At 61.9% G+C, this 15,672-nt stretch carries 13 protein-coding genes; 12 read left to right on the top strand and 1 reads right to left on the bottom strand.

Features of this window, described 5'->3' with window-relative positions; all coding sequences use genetic code 11:
- The first annotated feature begins 1 nt into the window (after position 1).
- The 12 genes from lpxD (at position 2) to ispD (ending at position 14,671) form a co-directional block, all read left to right on the top strand.
- Complete coding sequence (gene lpxD, locus ABRP30_RS21945; RefSeq protein WP_241804418.1) at positions 2–1,057, top strand: UDP-3-O-(3-hydroxymyristoyl)glucosamine N-acyltransferase; 1,056 nt, start codon at positions 2–4, stop codon at positions 1,055–1,057.
- Between the two features lie 113 nt (positions 1,058–1,170).
- Complete coding sequence (fabZ, locus tag ABRP30_RS21940) at positions 1,171–1,611, top strand: 3-hydroxyacyl-ACP dehydratase FabZ (protein WP_012315891.1); 441 nt, start codon at positions 1,171–1,173, stop codon at positions 1,609–1,611.
- Positions 1,608–2,384, top strand: coding sequence for an acyl-ACP--UDP-N-acetylglucosamine O-acyltransferase (lpxA, locus tag ABRP30_RS21935; protein ID WP_267818212.1), 777 nt, complete (start codon positions 1,608–1,610; stop codon positions 2,382–2,384). The genes fabZ and lpxA overlap by 4 nt, the downstream gene beginning before the upstream one ends.
- Before the next feature lies 1 nt (position 2,385).
- Positions 2,386–3,513, top strand: a complete 1,128-nt coding sequence (gene lpxB / locus ABRP30_RS21930; protein ID WP_241804420.1) for a lipid-A-disaccharide synthase — start codon at positions 2,386–2,388, stop codon at positions 3,511–3,513.
- A gap of 1 nt (position 3,514) precedes the next feature.
- Entirely contained in the window at positions 3,515–4,138 is a 624-nt protein-coding gene (gene rnhB / locus ABRP30_RS21925) for a ribonuclease HII (RefSeq protein ID WP_046788313.1), read from the top strand.
- A gap of 89 nt (positions 4,139–4,227) precedes the next feature.
- Positions 4,228–7,752, top strand: coding sequence for a DNA polymerase III subunit alpha (dnaE, locus tag ABRP30_RS21920; RefSeq protein ID WP_349974737.1), 3,525 nt, complete (start codon positions 4,228–4,230; stop codon positions 7,750–7,752).
- 105 nt (positions 7,753–7,857) lie between these two features.
- A complete protein-coding gene (accA, locus tag ABRP30_RS21915) occupies positions 7,858–8,805 on the top strand; it encodes an acetyl-CoA carboxylase carboxyl transferase subunit alpha (protein WP_241804423.1) in 948 nt (315 codons plus the stop codon).
- Positions 8,806–8,859: 54 nt separating this feature from the next.
- The gene (gene tilS / locus ABRP30_RS21910; RefSeq protein ID WP_349974736.1) at positions 8,860–10,140 is read left to right on the top strand and encodes a tRNA lysidine(34) synthetase TilS; all 1,281 of its coding nucleotides are present in this window, start codon (positions 8,860–8,862) and stop codon (positions 10,138–10,140) included.
- Between the two features lie 269 nt (positions 10,141–10,409).
- Positions 10,410–12,038, top strand: coding sequence for a CTP synthase (locus ABRP30_RS21905; protein WP_241804425.1), 1,629 nt, complete (start codon positions 10,410–10,412; stop codon positions 12,036–12,038).
- A 195-nt stretch (positions 12,039–12,233) separates the two neighbouring features.
- Positions 12,234–13,523, top strand: coding sequence for a phosphopyruvate hydratase (gene eno, locus ABRP30_RS21900; protein WP_012315883.1), 1,290 nt, complete (start codon positions 12,234–12,236; stop codon positions 13,521–13,523).
- Between the two features lie 162 nt (positions 13,524–13,685).
- Positions 13,686–13,967, top strand: a complete 282-nt coding sequence (gene ftsB, locus ABRP30_RS21895; protein ID WP_012315882.1) for a cell division protein FtsB — start codon at positions 13,686–13,688, stop codon at positions 13,965–13,967.
- Positions 13,964–14,671, top strand: coding sequence for a 2-C-methyl-D-erythritol 4-phosphate cytidylyltransferase (gene ispD / locus ABRP30_RS21890; RefSeq protein WP_349974735.1), 708 nt, complete (start codon positions 13,964–13,966; stop codon positions 14,669–14,671). Before ftsB ends, ispD begins: the two co-directional genes overlap by 4 nt.
- A 35-nt stretch (positions 14,672–14,706) precedes the next feature.
- Here ispD and ABRP30_RS21885 read toward each other — a convergent pair whose 3' ends face one another.
- Positions 14,707–15,603 (bottom strand): LysR substrate-binding domain-containing protein, encoded by an 897-nt coding sequence (locus tag ABRP30_RS21885; protein WP_267818200.1) that lies wholly within the window; start codon positions 15,601–15,603, stop codon positions 14,707–14,709.
- Positions 15,604–15,672: the final 69 nt, after the last annotated feature.

Genomic DNA, 15,672 nt, shown 5'->3' with positions numbered 1-15,672 from the left:
TATGACCGTGACCATGACGCTCGGCCAGTTGGCCGAGGCCCTCGGGGCCACTCTCAAAGGCTCCGAGGCGCTACAGATCACCGGGCTGGCCACCTTGCAGGAGGCCGGCCCCGGTCAGTTGAGCTTTCTTGCCAACAAGCAGTACCGCAAGTACCTGGATAACTGTCAGGCAGCAGCGGTATTGCTGCAGGCTGCAGATGCCGAAGGCTTCGCCGGGAATGCGCTGATCGTGGCGGACCCGTACCTGGCCTACGCGCGCATTTCCCACCTGTTCGATCCAAAACCCAAGGCTGTAGCGGGAATTCATCCCAGCGCCGTGGTCGCCGAGGATGCACAGGTGGATGCCAGCGCCAGCATCGGGCCGTTCGTGGTCATCGAGAGCGGCGCCCGCATTGGCGCGAACGTCAGTATCGGTGCGCATTGCGTGATCGGTGCCCGTTGTGTGGTCGGTGAGGGTGGCTGGTTGGCACCGCGGGTCACGCTGTATCACGACGTGACCATTGGCAAGCGCGTGGTCATCCAGTCTGGTGCGGTGATCGGTGGCGAGGGCTTCGGCTTTGCCAACGAGAAGGGCGTATGGCGCAAGATCGCCCAGATCGGCGGTGTCACCCTGGGTGATGACGTCGAAATCGGCGTGAACACTGCGGTGGACAGGGGCGCATTGTCCGACACGCGGATCGCTGACGGCGTCAAGCTCGACAACCAGATCCAGATCGCTCACAACGTGCAGATCGGCGAGCACACGGCCATGGCTGCCTGCGTCGGGATTTCCGGCAGCACGCGCATTGGCAAGCACTGCACCATCGCTGGCGGCGTCGGCATGGTGGGGCACATCGATGTGTGCGACAACGTATTCGTCTCCGGGATGACCATGGTCACTCGTTCGATCACCGAACCGGGTGCCTATTCTTCCGGTACTGCCATGCAGCCACTGGCTGACTGGCGCAAGAGCGCTGCGCGTATCCGCCAACTGGATGACATGTCCAAACGTCTCCAGCAGCTGGAAAAACGTGTCGATACCGTGACCTCAGGTGGCCAGCCGACATCAGAAGGCTGATACCATTTCCTGAGCAAGAGTGAACAGTCGCTAGCTGGCTCCTCTTTGGATTGCAAAAGGAGCGTGTGGTCAGCACCTGCGCTCCCTATTCTTATTACAGGCTTCCCCCCGAAATGATGGACATCAACGAGATTCGCGAATACCTGCCTCACCGTTACCCGTTCCTGTTGGTGGATCGTGTAACGGATCTGGACTTCGAGGCCCAGAGCATTCGTGCCTACAAGAATGTCAGCATCAATGAGCCGTTCTTCAACGGGCATTTCCCGGAGCACCCGGTGATGCCAGGCGTGCTGATCATCGAAGCCATGGCACAGGCTGCAGGCATTCTCGGTTTCAAGATGCTCGATGCCAAGCCGGCCGACGGCACGCTGTATTACTTCGTTGGTTCCGACAAGCTGCGTTTCCGTCAGCCCGTCCTGCCGGGCGACCAGTTGGTGCTTGAGGCCAAGTTCATCGGCCGTAAGAAGACCATCTGGAAGTTCGAGTGCCGGGCTCTGGTCGATGGCAAGCCAGTGTGCTCGGCTGAGATCACCTGTGCGGAACGTGAGCTATGAATTCGATTGATCCACGGGCGATCATCGATCCGTCGGCCAAATTGGCCGATGGCGTCGAGGTCGGCCCGTGGTCGATCGTTGGCCCTGATGTTGAAATCGGGGAGGGTACCGTCATTGGTCCTCACGTGGTGCTCAAAGGTCCGACCCGGATCGGCAAGCACAACCGCATCTACCAGTTTTCCTCGATCGGCGAAGACACCCCGGACCTGAAGTACAAAGGTGAACCGACGCGCCTGGTGATCGGTGATCACAACGTGATTCGCGAGGGTGTGACCATTCACCGTGGCACGGTTCAGGATCGCGCTGAAACCACGCTGGGTGACCACAACCTGATCATGGCCTACGCCCATATCGGCCATGACAGTGTGATCGGAAACCATTGCATCCTGGTCAATAACACTGCGCTGGCCGGGCATGTGCATGTGGGTGACTGGGCGATCCTCTCCGGGTTCACCCTGGTGCACCAGTACTGCCACATCGGCGCGCATGCCTTCTCCGGCATGGGCACGGCAATCGGCAAGGACGTTCCGGCATTCGTCACGGTATTCGGCAGCCCCGCCGAAGCCCGCAGCATGAACTTCGAAGGCATGCGCCGTCGCGGTTTCAGCGACGAGGTCATCCATGCCCTGCGTCGTTCCTACAAGATCGTCTACCGCCAGGGCCTGACCGTTGAAGAAGCGGTCAAGGAGCTGGATGAGCTGGCCGGCAAACACCCACAGGTCGACTTGTTCCGTCAGTCGATCGTGAACTCTGCTCGCGGCATTACCCGCTGACATGGCGCAACTTTGCGTAGCCTTGGTCGCGGGTGAGGCCAGCGGCGATATTCTGGGTTCCGGTCTGATGCGCGCCTTGAAGGCGCGTCATCCCCAGGTGCGGTTCATCGGTGTTGGCGGTCCGCTGATGGAAGCCGAGGGCATGCAGTCGTATTTCCCGATGGAGCGTCTGGCGGTCATGGGCCTGGTCGAGGTGCTGGGGCGCCTGCGCGAGCTGCTCAAGCGGCGCAAGGCACTGATCCAGACCCTCATCGCTGAAAAGCCCGATGTGTTCATTGGCATCGATGCACCTGATTTCACCCTCAATATCGAACTGAAGCTGCGCCAGGCGGGTATCAAGACTGTGCATTACGTCAGCCCTTCGGTCTGGGCATGGCGGCAGAAGCGCGTGCTGAAGATTCGTGAAGGTTGCGATCTGATGCTGACGCTGCTGCCCTTCGAAGCACGCTTCTATGAAGAACAGGGCGTGCCGGTAAGGTTCGTCGGCCATCCCTTGGCCGATACCATACCGTTGGCTGCGGATCGGCAGGCTGCACGCGGGGCGCTGGGGCTCGATGCAGGGCCGGTGGTTGCCCTGATGCCCGGTAGCCGTGGCGGGGAAGTCGGGCGCCTGGGGGCGTTGTTCCTGGATGCGGCGCAGCGCCTGCGCGAGCTGATACCCGGCGTGCAGTTTGTATTGCCGTGCGCCAATGGCGCGCGGCGCGCACAGCTCGAACAGATGCTGGAAGGTCGCGATTTGCCTTTGACGTTGCTCGATGGCCAGTCGCATCAGGCGCTCGCTGCCTGTGATGCGGTGCTGATCGCCTCGGGTACCGCCACCCTGGAGGCCATGCTGTACAAGCGCCCCATGGTCGTTGCCTATCGCCTCGCGCCATTGACCTACTGGATTCTCAAGCGTCTGGTGAAAAGCCCCTACGTGTCTTTGCCCAACTTGCTCGCCCAGCGCGAGTTGGTGCCCGAGTTGCTGCAGGATGCCGCCACCAGCGAGGCCCTGGCGCAAACCCTGGCCCCCCTGGTGGCCGATGGCAGGCAGCAGACCGAGCGCTTCGACGAGATTCACCGCACCCTGCGCCGCGACGCCTCCAACCAGGCGGCCGACGCGGTGCTGGCTTTGCTCAAGGACCGCTGACATGCAGATAGGACTGGATTTCAACCTGGTCGAGGACCTGGTTGCCGGCGTCGACGAAGTCGGGCGCGGCCCGCTGTGCGGCGCCGTTGTCACAGCCGCGGTGATTCTTGACCCGGCGCGGCCGATCCTCGGCCTCAACGATTCGAAGAAACTCACCGAAGCCAAGCGCGAAGCGCTGTTCGACGAGATCTGTGCGAAAGCCCTGAGTTTTTGCATTGCCCGCGCCGAAGTGGAGGAAATCGACCGTCTCAATATTCTGCAAGCGACCATGCTGGCCATGCAGCGTGCGGTCGAAGGCCTGAGCGTTACTCCCAGGCTCGCTCTGATCGACGGTAACCGCTGCCCCAAACTGTCGGTGCCGGCTGCTCCGGTCATCAAGGGCGATAGCCAAGTGCCGGCCATCGCTGCAGCGTCGATCCTGGCCAAAGTGACCCGCGATCGCGAGATGAGCGCATTCGAGCTGATTTATCCGGGGTACGGGATTGGCGGGCACAAGGGCTACCCGACGCCGGTACATCTGCAAGCCCTGGCCCGCCTCGGGCCCACCCCCATCCATCGGCGTTCCTTTGCGCCGGTACGGGCCGCTTGGGAAGCCCGTGAAGGCATTACCGATTCTCTGATCTAGCCTATTGGGGGCGCCTTGCGTCCCCAACCCCCCCTCGCTTTTACGCTACAATCCCGCCTTTGTCGTTCAGCACTGCTACAGGATCTTCCATGTCGGTTCCCTTCGTTCACCTGCGCGTCCACTCCGAATTCTCGCTGGTCGACGGCCTGGTGCGGATCAAACCGCTGGCCAAGGCGCTGGCCGGGATGAACATGCCCGCGGTGGCGATCACTGACCAGAGCAACATGTGTGCGCTGGTGAAGTTCTACAAGACCGCCATGGGCGCGGGCATCAAGCCGATCTGCGGTGCTGACCTGTGGCTGGCCGGTGCCGATCCTGAAGCGCCGCTGTCGCGTATCTGCTTCCTGGCGATGAACCCCAAGGGTTACCGCAACCTTACCGAGCTGATCTCCCGAGGCTGGACCGACGGCCAACGCAATGGCCTGGTGATTCTTCAGCGTGAATGGGTCGCCTCGGCCAGCGAAGGCCTGATTGCCCTGTCTGCTGGCAAGGAGGGCGATATCGGTATGGCGCTGATGGCCGGCCGTGCCACTGAGGCCGAGGCGCTGCTACACGACTGGATGGGCATGTTCCCCGAGCGTTTTTACGTCGAGGTGCAGCGCACCAATCGTGCCGGTGACGAAGAGTACGTGCACGCTGCCGTGGCGCTGGCCGACAAGGTCGGCGCGCCGCTCGTGGCCACCAATGATGTGCGCTTTATCAAGCAATCGGACTTCGACGCCCACGAAAGCCGGGTGTGCATCGGTGAAGGCTGGACCCTGGACGACCCGCGTCGCCCGCGCATGTACAGCGACCAGCAGTACCTCAAAAGCGCGGAGGAAATGGCCGAGCTGTTCAGCGACCTGCCCGACGCCATCGCCAACACCGTCGAGATCGCCAAGCGCTGCAACATACAGGTACAGCTGGGCAAGTACTTCCTGCCGGATTTCCCCACGCCCAATGGCATGGGGATCGACGACTACTTGCGCCATGTCTCGCACGAAGGCCTGGAGGAGCGCCTGGCAGTGCTCTGGCCCAAGGAGACCACGCCCAATTACGAAGAGAAGCGCCAGGTCTACCTGGACCGCCTGAAATTCGAACTGGACATCATCATCCAGATGGGTTTCCCGGGTTACTTCCTGATCGTTATGGACTTCATCAAGTGGGCCAAGAACAACGGCGTGCCGGTAGGCCCTGGCCGTGGTTCGGGTGCCGGCTCGCTGGTGGCCTACGTACTGAAGATCACCGACCTCGATCCTCTGGCCTATGACCTGCTGTTCGAACGGTTCCTGAACCCTGAACGTGTTTCCATGCCCGACTTCGACGTCGACTTCTGCATGGATGGCCGGGACCGGGTGATCGACTACGTGGCCGACGCCTACGGGCGCAACGCGGTCAGCCAGATCATCACCTTCGGGACCATGGCCGCCAAGGCGGTGGTACGCGACGTGGCGCGGGTGCAGGGCAAGTCCTATGGCCTGGCTGACCGTCTGTCGAAGATGATCCCGTTCGAAGTGGGCATGACCCTGGAGAAGGCCTACGAGCAGGAAGAGATCCTGCGCGACTTCCTCAAGGGCGACGAAGACGCCCGCGAAATCTGGGAAATGGCGCTCAAGCTCGAAGGTGTCACCCGTGGTACCGGCAAGCACGCCGGTGGTGTGGTCATCGCCCCGACCAAGCTCACCGATTTTTCGCCGATCGCCTGTGACGAAGAGGGCGGCGGCCTGGTGACCCAGTTCGACAAGGACGATGTCGAGGCCGCCGGCCTGGTCAAGTTCGACTTCCTTGGCCTGCGTACCCTGACCATCATCAAGTGGGCCATGGAGACGATCAACCGCGAGCAGGCCAAGAACAATCTGCCCGACGTCAACATCGACTTCATCCCGCTGGACGATCGCAAGACCTACGAGTTGCTGCAGAAGGCCGAAACCACGGCGGTGTTCCAGCTCGAGTCGCGGGGCATGAAAGAGCTGATCAAAAAGCTCAAGCCTGACTGCCTGGAAGACCTTATCGCACTGGTGGCGTTGTTCCGCCCAGGCCCCCTGCAATCGGGCATGGTGGACGACTTCATCAACCGCAAGCACGGCCGCGCCGAGCTCGCCTACCCACACTCGGACTACCAGTACGAAGGCCTCAAGCCTGTTCTTGCGCCGACCTACGGCATCATCCTGTATCAGGAGCAGGTGATGCAGATTGCGCAGGTCATGGCGGGGTACACCCTGGGCGGCGCCGACATGCTGCGCCGCGCCATGGGTAAGAAAAAGCCTGAAGAAATGGCCAAGCAGCGCGGCGGTTTCATCGAGGGTTGTGTGGCCAACAACATCGATGCAGACCTCGCCGGCAACATCTTCGACCTGGTGGAAAAGTTTGCCGGTTACGGCTTCAACAAGTCCCACTCGGCGGCCTACGGCCTGGTGTCTTACCAGACCGCCTGGCTCAAGACTCATTACCCGGCGCCGTTCATGGCCGCGGTGTTGTCAGCGGACATGCACAACACCGACAAGGTGGTGGTGCTGATCGAAGAAGTGCGCAGCATGAAGCTGCGCCTCGACGCCCCGGACGTGAATGCCTCGGAGTTCAAGTTCACGGTCAATGACGACGGCCGCATCATCTATGGCCTTGGCGCTATCAAAGGCGTGGGTGAAGGCCCGGTGGAGGCGATTGTCGAGGCACGCGCCCAGGGTGGCCCGTTCAAGGATCTGTTCGACTTCTGTGAGCGGGTCGACCTCAAGCGGGTGAACAAACGTACACTCGATGCGCTGATCCGCAGTGGCGCGCTGGACCGGCTGGGCCCGCACTTCCATGATGAGATCAAGGCGTACCACGCCAGTATCGACATCAATCGCGCGACCTTGCTGTCGGCACTCGAAGAGGCGATCAAGGCGGCAGAGCAGACCGCACGCACCGCTGATAGCGGCCACGTGGACCTGTTCGGCGGGCTGTTCGTCGAGGCGGACTCCGATGTCTACGCCAACCACCGCAAGGTGCGTGAGCTGACGCTCAAGGAGCGCCTGAAGGGCGAGAAGGATACCCTTGGCGTGTACCTCACCGGCCACCCGATCGATGAGTATGAAGGGGAAATCCGCCGGTTCGCCCGCCAGCGCATCATCGACCTGAAACCCTCCCGCGAAACGCAGACGATCGCCGGGATGATAATTGCGATGCGGGTGATGAAGAACAAGAAGGGCGACAAGATGGGGTTTGTCACCCTCGATGACCGCTCCGGGCGCATCGAAGCCTCATTGTTCGCCGATGCCTTCATGGGGGCTCAGGCGTTGTTGCAGAACGATGCCATGGTCGTGGTCGAGGGTGAGGTCAGCAACGACGACTTCTCCGGTGGCCTGCGCCTGCGCGTCAAGCAGGTGATGACCATGGAGGATGCCCGTACCAAGCTTGCCGAGAGCCTGCGGCTGAAGATCACCCACGATGCCCTCAAGGGCGATCGCCTGAACTGGCTGGGCGAGCTGATCACCCGCCATCGCGGTGGTTGCCCGATCACCCTCGAGTACACCGGCAGCGACGCCAAGGCGATGCTGCAGTTCGGCGACCAGTGGTCGATCGACCCGGCCGATGGCTTGATTCAGGCGCTGCGTGACCAGTTCGGGCGTGAGAACGTCTTCCTGCAATATCGTTGAACCGACGAAATTTAATCTCGACCTGAATGCGCCTGATCCCTTAAGGTAGGGCGCCAAACGGATCAACCGGCCGGCCGCCTGGCCGTAGACCCAAGACGGATGACTATGAACCCGAATTTTCTCGATTTCGAACAGCCGATTGCCGACCTGCAAGCCAAGATCGAAGGGCTGCGTTTGGTGGGTAACGACAACTCGCTGAACATCAGCGATGAAATTGCCCGTCTGCAAGACAAGAGCAACACTCTGACCGAAAGCATCTTCGGCAACCTGACCAGCTGGCAGATCGCCCGCCTGGCCCGTCACCCGCGTCGTCCGTACACACTGGACTACCTGGAGCACATCTTCACCGAGTTCGAAGAGCTGCACGGCGACCGTCACTTCTCCGACGATGCCGCCATCGTCGGTGGTACCGCGCGCCTGGATGGCCGGCCGGTCATGGTCATCGGCCACCAGAAGGGCCGTGAAGTGCGCGAAAAGGTTCGCCGCAACTTCGGCATGCCGCGCCCTGAAGGCTACCGCAAGGCTTGCCGCCTGATGGAAATGGCCGAGCGCTTCAAGATGCCGATCCTGACCTTCATCGACACCCCGGGTGCATACCCAGGCATCGACGCAGAAGAACGCAACCAGAGCGAAGCGATCGCCTGGAACCTGCGTGTCATGGCACGCCTGAAGACGCCGATCATCGCCACCGTCATCGGTGAAGGTGGTTCCGGCGGTGCGCTGGCCATCGGTGTGTGCGACCAGCTGAACATGCTGCAATACTCCACCTACTCGGTGATCTCGCCGGAGGGTTGCGCCTCGATCCTGTGGAAAACCGCCGACAAGGCCGCCGACGCTGCCGAGGCCATGGGCATTACCGCCGAGCGCCTGAAAAGCCTGAACATCGTCGACAAGGTCATCGAGGAACCGCTGGGCGGTGCCCACCGTGACCCGGCGCAGATGTCCGAAAGCATTCGCGCTGACCTGGTTCAGCAGCTGGACATGCTCGGCAAGCTCGATAACGACACGCTGCTGGCCCGTCGTTATGAGCGCCTGATGAGCTACGGCCTCTGATGCACCACTGGGGGCGCCAAGCGCCCCCACGCTTTCAAGCCGCGTGAGGCGCCAATGATCAACCTCACCCCTTGGCTCAATGCCCCTGCCTGGTACATCGCTTTCTCCGGTGGCCTCGACTCCACGGTCCTTCTGCACTGGCTGGCCGACTACGCCAGCATCCACGCAACGCCTCCGCTCCATGCCATCCACATCCACCACGGCCTGCAACCCGCCGCCGATGCCTGGCCAAGCCATTGCACCGCAGTGTGCGAACGGCTCGGGATCGAACTCACCGTCATCCACGTTCAGGTCGCTGCCGAGGCGAGCCTGGAGCAGGCTGCGCGCGATGCTCGGTATGCGGCATTCGAGACCGTTCTCGGCGCGGGCGACGTTCTTTTCACGGGGCAGCACTGTGATGACCAGGCCGAAACCTTGCTGTTCCGGCTTCTGCGTGGTGCCGGCCTGCGTGGCCTGGCGGCGATGCCGCAACAGCGCCCGCTGGGGCGCGGCCACCTGGTCAGGCCGCTGCTCAACGTTTCACGTGTGCAGTTGCATGACTATGCACAAAGCCATGGGCTGATCTGGGCCGAAGACCCATCCAACGCAGACAGGGCCTTTGCCCGCAATTTCTTGCGCGCTGAAGTGTTCCCGCTACTGCAGCAGCGTTGGCCCCAGGCCAGCCAGGCCCTGGCTCGCACCGCCGGGCACCTGGGGGAGGCGCTCGGGCTGCTCGATGAACTGGCCCAGGCTGACCTCGCCGTGGCCCAGGAGGGCGCGCCGGCCATGTGGTCTGCGGTGGACTCCCTTGACCTTGCGAGCCTGGCGGCGCTGTCGCCGGCCCGTCAGCGCAACGCCCTGCAGTATTGGTTGAGCTTGCGCACCCGTTTGCCCGACACCCGGCATTGGGCTGGTTGGGCGGCTCTGCGTGATGCGGCAGTCGATGCCCAACCTGCCTGGCAGCTGACCGATGGCAAACTCGAGCGCAGCCACGGACGTATCTGGTGGTTGTCTGGCGACTGGCTGCAGCCTGTGTGCGGAACGCTGCGCTGGGACAAGCCCGGTAGCCCGTTGCCATTGCCCGGGAACGGCAGCGTCAGCCTGCAGGGCGCCCCGGAAGGCGATTTGCGCATCGCCTATCGCCAGGGCGGGGAAGTGCTGGACATACCAGGCCGTGGCAAGCGCGACCTCAAGCGCCTGCTCAACGAATCGCACGTCCCGCACTTCGTGCGACCGCGCCTGCCATTGCTGTATCGTGGCGAGCGCTTGCTGGCAGTGGCCAATCTGCCGCGACTGGCGCAGGCCGATTGCCAGCTTCATTGGCAGCCTCCGACGAACGCGCAAGGTTTGAGCTGAAGGGTACATTCCGGTAGACTACCCTCCCTTCTTGATACAACTTCTGTGCGTTCCTCGGAAACACGGCAGTTGCCGATTACCACGCAGTTTTTTGCTGGGCTGATTCTGGAAATGACGAGCGAACTCCATGCCGGGGATGACCCTGGTCTGTACAGGCGCGGCAGTTTTTCGAGATGCACTGTGATTGACGCAGGTGATCGGGGGCTTCGGCCTTCCTTCGCTTTCTCCGGCGGCGCTGGCCGCCTTAACGCAGACTTCTAGGGTTTTTCATGACGCGCTACATATTCGTCACGGGCGGTGTTGTTTCTTCATTGGGGAAAGGCATTGCCTCGGCTTCCCTGGCGGCCATCCTGGAAGCGCGGGGGCTAAAGGTCACCATGCTCAAGCTGGATCCGTACATCAACGTCGATCCTGGCACCATGAGTCCGTTCCAGCACGGTGAAGTATTCGTCACTCACGACGGCGCCGAGACCGACCTCGACCTGGGCCACTACGAGCGGTTCATCCGCACGACCATGACCCAGAACAACAACTTCACCACCGGCCGCATCTACGAGCACGTGCTGCGCAAAGAGCGTCGTGGTGATTACCTTGGCGCGACCATCCAGGTCATCCCGCATATCACCGACGAGATCAAGCGCCGCATCATCAAGGGCGCCGGCGATGCCGATGTGGCCCTGGTGGAAATCGGTGGCACCGTGGGCGACATCGAGTCGCAACCGTTCCTCGAGGCGATCCGCCAGTTGCGTTTCGAAGTCGGCGCCAAGCGCGCGATGCTGATGCACCTGACGCTGGTGCCGTACATCGCCACCGCTGGTGAGACCAAGACCAAGCCGACTCAGCACTCGGTCAAGGAGCTGCGCTCCATCGGCCTGCAGCCTGATGTACTGGTCTGCCGCTCCGACCACCCGATCGACAGCTCGTCGCGCCGCAAGATCGCCCAGTTCACCAACGTTGAAGAGCGTGCGGTGATTGCCCTTGAAGACGCCGACACCATCTACAAGATCCCAGGCATTCTGCATGCCCAGGGCCTGGATGATTTCGTCGTCGAGCGCTTCGGCCTGCAGTGCAGCAGCGCCGACCTGTCCGAGTGGGACAAGGTGGTCGACGCCAAGCTCAACCCTGAGCACGAAGTGACCATCGCCATGGTCGGCAAATACATGGAGCTGCTGGACGCGTACAAGTCGCTGATCGAAGCGATGAGCCACGCCGGCATCACCAACCGCACCAAGGTCAACCTGCGCTACATCGATTCCGAAGATATCGAGAACCAGGGCACCAGCCTGCTCGAAGGCGCCGACGCCATCCTGGTACCGGGCGGTTTCGGCCTGCGTGGCGTGGAAGGCAAGATCACCGCGGTGCAGTATGCCCGTGAGAACAAGGTGCCGTACCTGGGTATCTGCCTGGGCATGCAGGTTGCCGTGATCGAGTTCGCCCGTAACGTGATGGGCTGGCAAGACGCCAACTCCACCGAGTTCGATCGCAATAGCGGCCACCCGGTCGTTGGATTGATCACCGAGTGGGCCGATGCCACCGGCGCCGTCGAGACCCGTACCGAAGCCTCCGACCTGGGTGGCACCATGCGCCTGGGCGCGCAGGATTGCCAACTGGCAGCCGGCTCCAAGGTACATGACTGCTATGGCAAGGACGTGATCACCGAGCGCCATCGCCACCGTTACGAAGTGAACAACAACCTGCTGCCGCAACTGGTCGATGCCGGCCTGGTGGTCTCGGGTCGTTCCGAAGACGGTGCGCTGGTTGAAGTGGTCGAGTCCAAGGACCACCCGTGGTTCGTCGCCTGCCAGTTCCACCCGGAGTTCACCTCGACTCCGCGTGATGGCCACCCGCTGTTCAGTGGCTTCGTCAAGGCTGCTCTGGCACAGAAGAACAAGGCCTGAGCCCAGGCTGGGTGAGTTTTCCGACGGTATAAACCGCGCAAAGCTCATTTCTCGGGTAAAGTACCGTCCGTTCTGCCCCTGACCCCCAGGTCAGGGGCTGCTTCTGCCAGGCCTGCCTGCTGCATTTACGCCTGGTGCAAGGCAAGAATTTCCTAAAGCTGCGTTGTTTTCGTCAATTCTGGAGTGCTTACAACAATGGCAAAAATCGTCGACATCAAAGGTCGTGAAGTTCTCGATTCGCGTGGCAACCCCACCGTGGAAGCCGATGTACTGCTCGACAACGGCATCATCGGCAGCGCTTGCGCGCCGTCCGGTGCTTCCACCGGCTCGCGCGAAGCGCTGGAGCTGCGTGATGGCGACAAGAGCCGTTACATGGGCAAGGGCGTGCTGAAAGCCGTTGGCAACATCAACGGCCCGATCCGTGACCTGCTGCTGGGCAAGGACCCTTCCGACCAGAAGGCCCTGGACCGCGCCATGATCGAACTGGACGGTACCGAGAACAAGGCCAAGCTGGGCGCCAACGCCATCCTGGCGGTTTCCCTGGCTGCCGCGAAAGCTGCTGCCCAGGACCAGGACCTGCCGCTGTACGCGCACATCGCCAACCTGAACGGCACCCCAGGTCAGTACTCGATGCCGGTTCCGATGATGAACATCATCAACGGTGGCGAGCACGCCGACAACAACGTCGACATCCAGGAGTTCATGGTGCAGCCGGTTGGCGCCAAGACCTTCTCTGATGGCCTGCGCATGGGCACCGAGATCTTCCATCACCTCAAGGCTGTGCTCAAGGCCCGTGGCCTGAACACTGCAGTGGGTGACGAAGGTGGCTTCGCGCCGAACCTGGCTTCCAACGAAGACGCCCTGGGCGCTATCGCTGAAGCCGTGGAAAAAGCCGGTTACAAGCTGGGCACCGACGTGACCCTGGCCCTCGACTGCGCGGCCTCCGAATTCTACGAAGACGGCAAGTACAACCTGTCAGGCGAAGGCAAGTCGTTCGACGCCGAAGGCTTTGCCGATTACCTGAAAGGCCTCACCGAGCGCTTCCCGATCATCTCGATCGAAGACGGCCTGGATGAGTCCGATTGGGCGGGCTGGAAGATTCTCACCGACAAGATCGGCGAGAAGGTCCAGCTTGTCGGTGACGACCTGTTCGTGACCAACACCAAGATCCTCAAGGAAGGCATCGAGAAGGGCATCGGTAACTCGATCCTGATCAAGTTCAACCAGATCGGCTCGCTGACCGAAACCCTGGAAGCCATCCAGATGGCCAAGGCCGCTGGCTACACCGCCGTGATCTCGCACCGCTCCGGTGAAACCGAAGACTCGACCATTGCCGACCTGGCTGTGGGTACCGCCGCTGGCCAGATCAAGACTGGCTCGCTGTGCCGTTCCGACCGCGTCTCCAAGTACAACCAGTTGCTGCGCATCGAAGAACAACTGGGCGCCAAAGCGGTTTACCGCGGTCGCGCCGAGTTTCGCGGCTAAGCAAGAGATGGTAAAAAGACAGCAGCCGAAGCTGTCGGAACTTTCATACTGAAATTTCTGACACATGATGCGGGTTTCTGTCGACGAAGCCTGGCCTCGGCCAGGCTTCGTGCTATTTGAGGTCTGCCTTTTCGCGGCGGTCTTTTTAACCTGGATACCTTGATGCGCAGTCCCTATTGGTTGTTCCTTGTCCTGCTCCTGCTGCTTGGTGGCCTGCAGTACCGCCTGTGGGTGGGTAACGGAAGCCTGGCGCAAGTGGCTGAGCTCAAGCAGCAGATCGACGAGCAGCATGCCGAAAACGAGCGGCTGCTGGAGCGTAATCGCGTGCTCTATGCCGAGGTCCTGGAATTGAAAAAAGGTATGGAGACCGTTGAAGAACGGGCTCGTCACGAACTGGGGATGGTCAAAGAGGGTGAAACCCTCTTCCAGCTGCCGCAAAAATGATCGAAACCCTACCGGCCTTCTGGGCCGTGATTCCTGCTGCGGGTGTAGGTGCCCGCATGGCTGCCGACCGCCCGAAGCAGTATTTGCAATTGGGCGGGCAGACCGTTCTCGAGCATAGCCTCGACTGTTTTCTTGGCCATCCGACGCTCAAGGGCGTGGTGGTCAGCATTGCTGCAGATGATCCTTACTGGCCTGGCTTGCGCTGCGCCAGCGATCCTCGCATCCAGCGTGCGCCAGGTGGGCATGAGCGTGCCGACTCGGTGCTCAACGCGTTGTTGCTGTTGCATGCCCAAGGTGTGCCGGACACTGACTGGGTGCTGGTGCACGATGCGGCGCGGCCAAACCTGGCACGTACCGATCTTGACCGTCTGTTGTCGCAGTTGGCGGATGACCCTGTTGGCGGGCTGCTGGCGGTGCCAGCGCGTGACACGCTAAAGCGCGCCGATGTCGATGGCCGGGTCAGTGCGACCGTGGATCGCAGTACCATCTGGCAGGCCTTCACGCCTCAGATGTTCCGCCTTGGTGCTTTGCACCGGGCGTTGGCCGAGTGCCTGGTGTCCGATGGGGTGGTCACCGATGAAGCTTCGGCCATCGAGTGGTCCGGCCAGGCGCCGCGGCTGGTCGAGGGGCGCAGCGACAACATCAAGGTGACCCGCCCGGAAGACCTGGAGTGGCTCCGCCAGCGGTGGGCAGGGCGGCGTTGAGGTTACCGGGGCCGAAAAGCGGCCCCGGCAAACTGTCAGACCGTTCGGTACTCCGGCATCCCCGCTAACCCTTCCTTGAGATAGTCCACCAGCCGCCGGACCTTGGGCGACAGGTGGCGCTGCTGCGGATACAGCGCCCACACCGCCGTATTGGGCGGCTGATGCGCCTCCAGTAACGACACCAGCGCGCCGCTGTTGAGGTGTTCCAGCACGTAGTAATCCGGCAACTGGCACAGCCCCATCCCCAGCAAAGCGGCATCCAGCACCGCCTGGCCACTGTTGCACCGCCAGTTGCCCTGCACCCGCTGGCTGATCTCGCGGCCGTCCTGTTGCAGCGCCCACAGGTCCGAGCTGCCCACCAGGCAGTTGTGCCGGGCCAGTTCCGAAAGGCTGTGCGGACGGCCGTAGCGTTCAAGGTAGGCGGGTGAAGCGCACAGATACATGCGCCGAGGCGCCAGGCGCGTCGCCACCAACCTTGAATCGGCAAGCCGCCCCAGACGAATCGCCAGGTCCATGCCTTCGTGCAGCAGGTCCAGCGTGCGGTTGCTCAACTCCACCTCGACCCGCAACTGTGGATACAGCGTCATGAAGCGCGTCACCAGCGGCACGATGAAGCGCTCGCCATAAGCCACCGCGCAGGTCATGCGCAGTAGCCCCTTGGGTTCGCTGGCCAGATCGCCTACGGCACGCAGCGCTTCTTCACGGCCATCCTGCAGGCGTTGGCAATGTTGCAGGAATGTCTGCCCGGCTTCACTCAGGGTCACGCGGCGCGTACTGCGATACAGCAGGCGCGTTTGCAGGCGCTCCTCCAGGCGGGCGATTTGCCGGCTTATATGCGACGACGATACGCCCATGCGTTCGGCTGCAGCCGTGAATTGGCCCAATTCGGCCACCGCTACGAATTCATCGATGCCCTCCCAGCGGCTGGTCATGGATTGTCCCTATACAGCAATAATGTTTTGTCTTGGCCACGATTATTCATCAAAACAAGCTGAATTACA

The sequence above is a fragment of the Pseudomonas sp. WHRI 8519 genome, from assembly GCF_040224055.2.
GTDB lineage: Bacteria > Pseudomonadota > Gammaproteobacteria > Pseudomonadales > Pseudomonadaceae > Aquipseudomonas > Aquipseudomonas putida_X.
Note: the sequence above shows the minus strand (reverse complement) of the source record. Positions and strands in the feature narration are given on the sequence as shown.

Bases quoted from the DNA above. Each gene is read 5' to 3' on its own strand.
- dnaE (WP_349974737.1), top strand. From the start codon at position 4,228: ATGTCGGTTCCCTTCGTTCACCTGCGCGTCCACTCCGAATTCTCGCTG.
- eno (WP_012315883.1), top strand. From the start codon at position 12,234: ATGGCAAAAATCGTCGACATCAAAGGTCGTGAAGTTCTCGATTCGCGT.
- ABRP30_RS21885 (WP_267818200.1), bottom strand. From the start codon at position 15,603: ATGACCAGCCGCTGGGAGGGCATCGATGAATTCGTAGCGGTGGCCGAA.
- ispD (WP_349974735.1), top strand. From the start codon at position 13,964: ATGATCGAAACCCTACCGGCCTTCTGGGCCGTGATTCCTGCTGCGGGT.
- accA (WP_241804423.1), top strand. From the start codon at position 7,858: ATGAACCCGAATTTTCTCGATTTCGAACAGCCGATTGCCGACCTGCAA.
- fabZ (WP_012315891.1), top strand. From the start codon at position 1,171: ATGATGGACATCAACGAGATTCGCGAATACCTGCCTCACCGTTACCCG.
- lpxD (WP_241804418.1), top strand. From the start codon at position 2: ATGACCGTGACCATGACGCTCGGCCAGTTGGCCGAGGCCCTCGGGGCC.
- tilS (WP_349974736.1), top strand. From the start codon at position 8,860: ATGATCAACCTCACCCCTTGGCTCAATGCCCCTGCCTGGTACATCGCT.
- ABRP30_RS21905 (WP_241804425.1), top strand. From the start codon at position 10,410: ATGACGCGCTACATATTCGTCACGGGCGGTGTTGTTTCTTCATTGGGG.
- ftsB (WP_012315882.1), top strand. From the start codon at position 13,686: ATGCGCAGTCCCTATTGGTTGTTCCTTGTCCTGCTCCTGCTGCTTGGT.
- lpxA (WP_267818212.1), top strand. From the start codon at position 1,608: ATGAATTCGATTGATCCACGGGCGATCATCGATCCGTCGGCCAAATTG.
- rnhB (WP_046788313.1), top strand. From the start codon at position 3,515: ATGCAGATAGGACTGGATTTCAACCTGGTCGAGGACCTGGTTGCCGGC.
- lpxB (WP_241804420.1), top strand. From the start codon at position 2,386: ATGGCGCAACTTTGCGTAGCCTTGGTCGCGGGTGAGGCCAGCGGCGAT.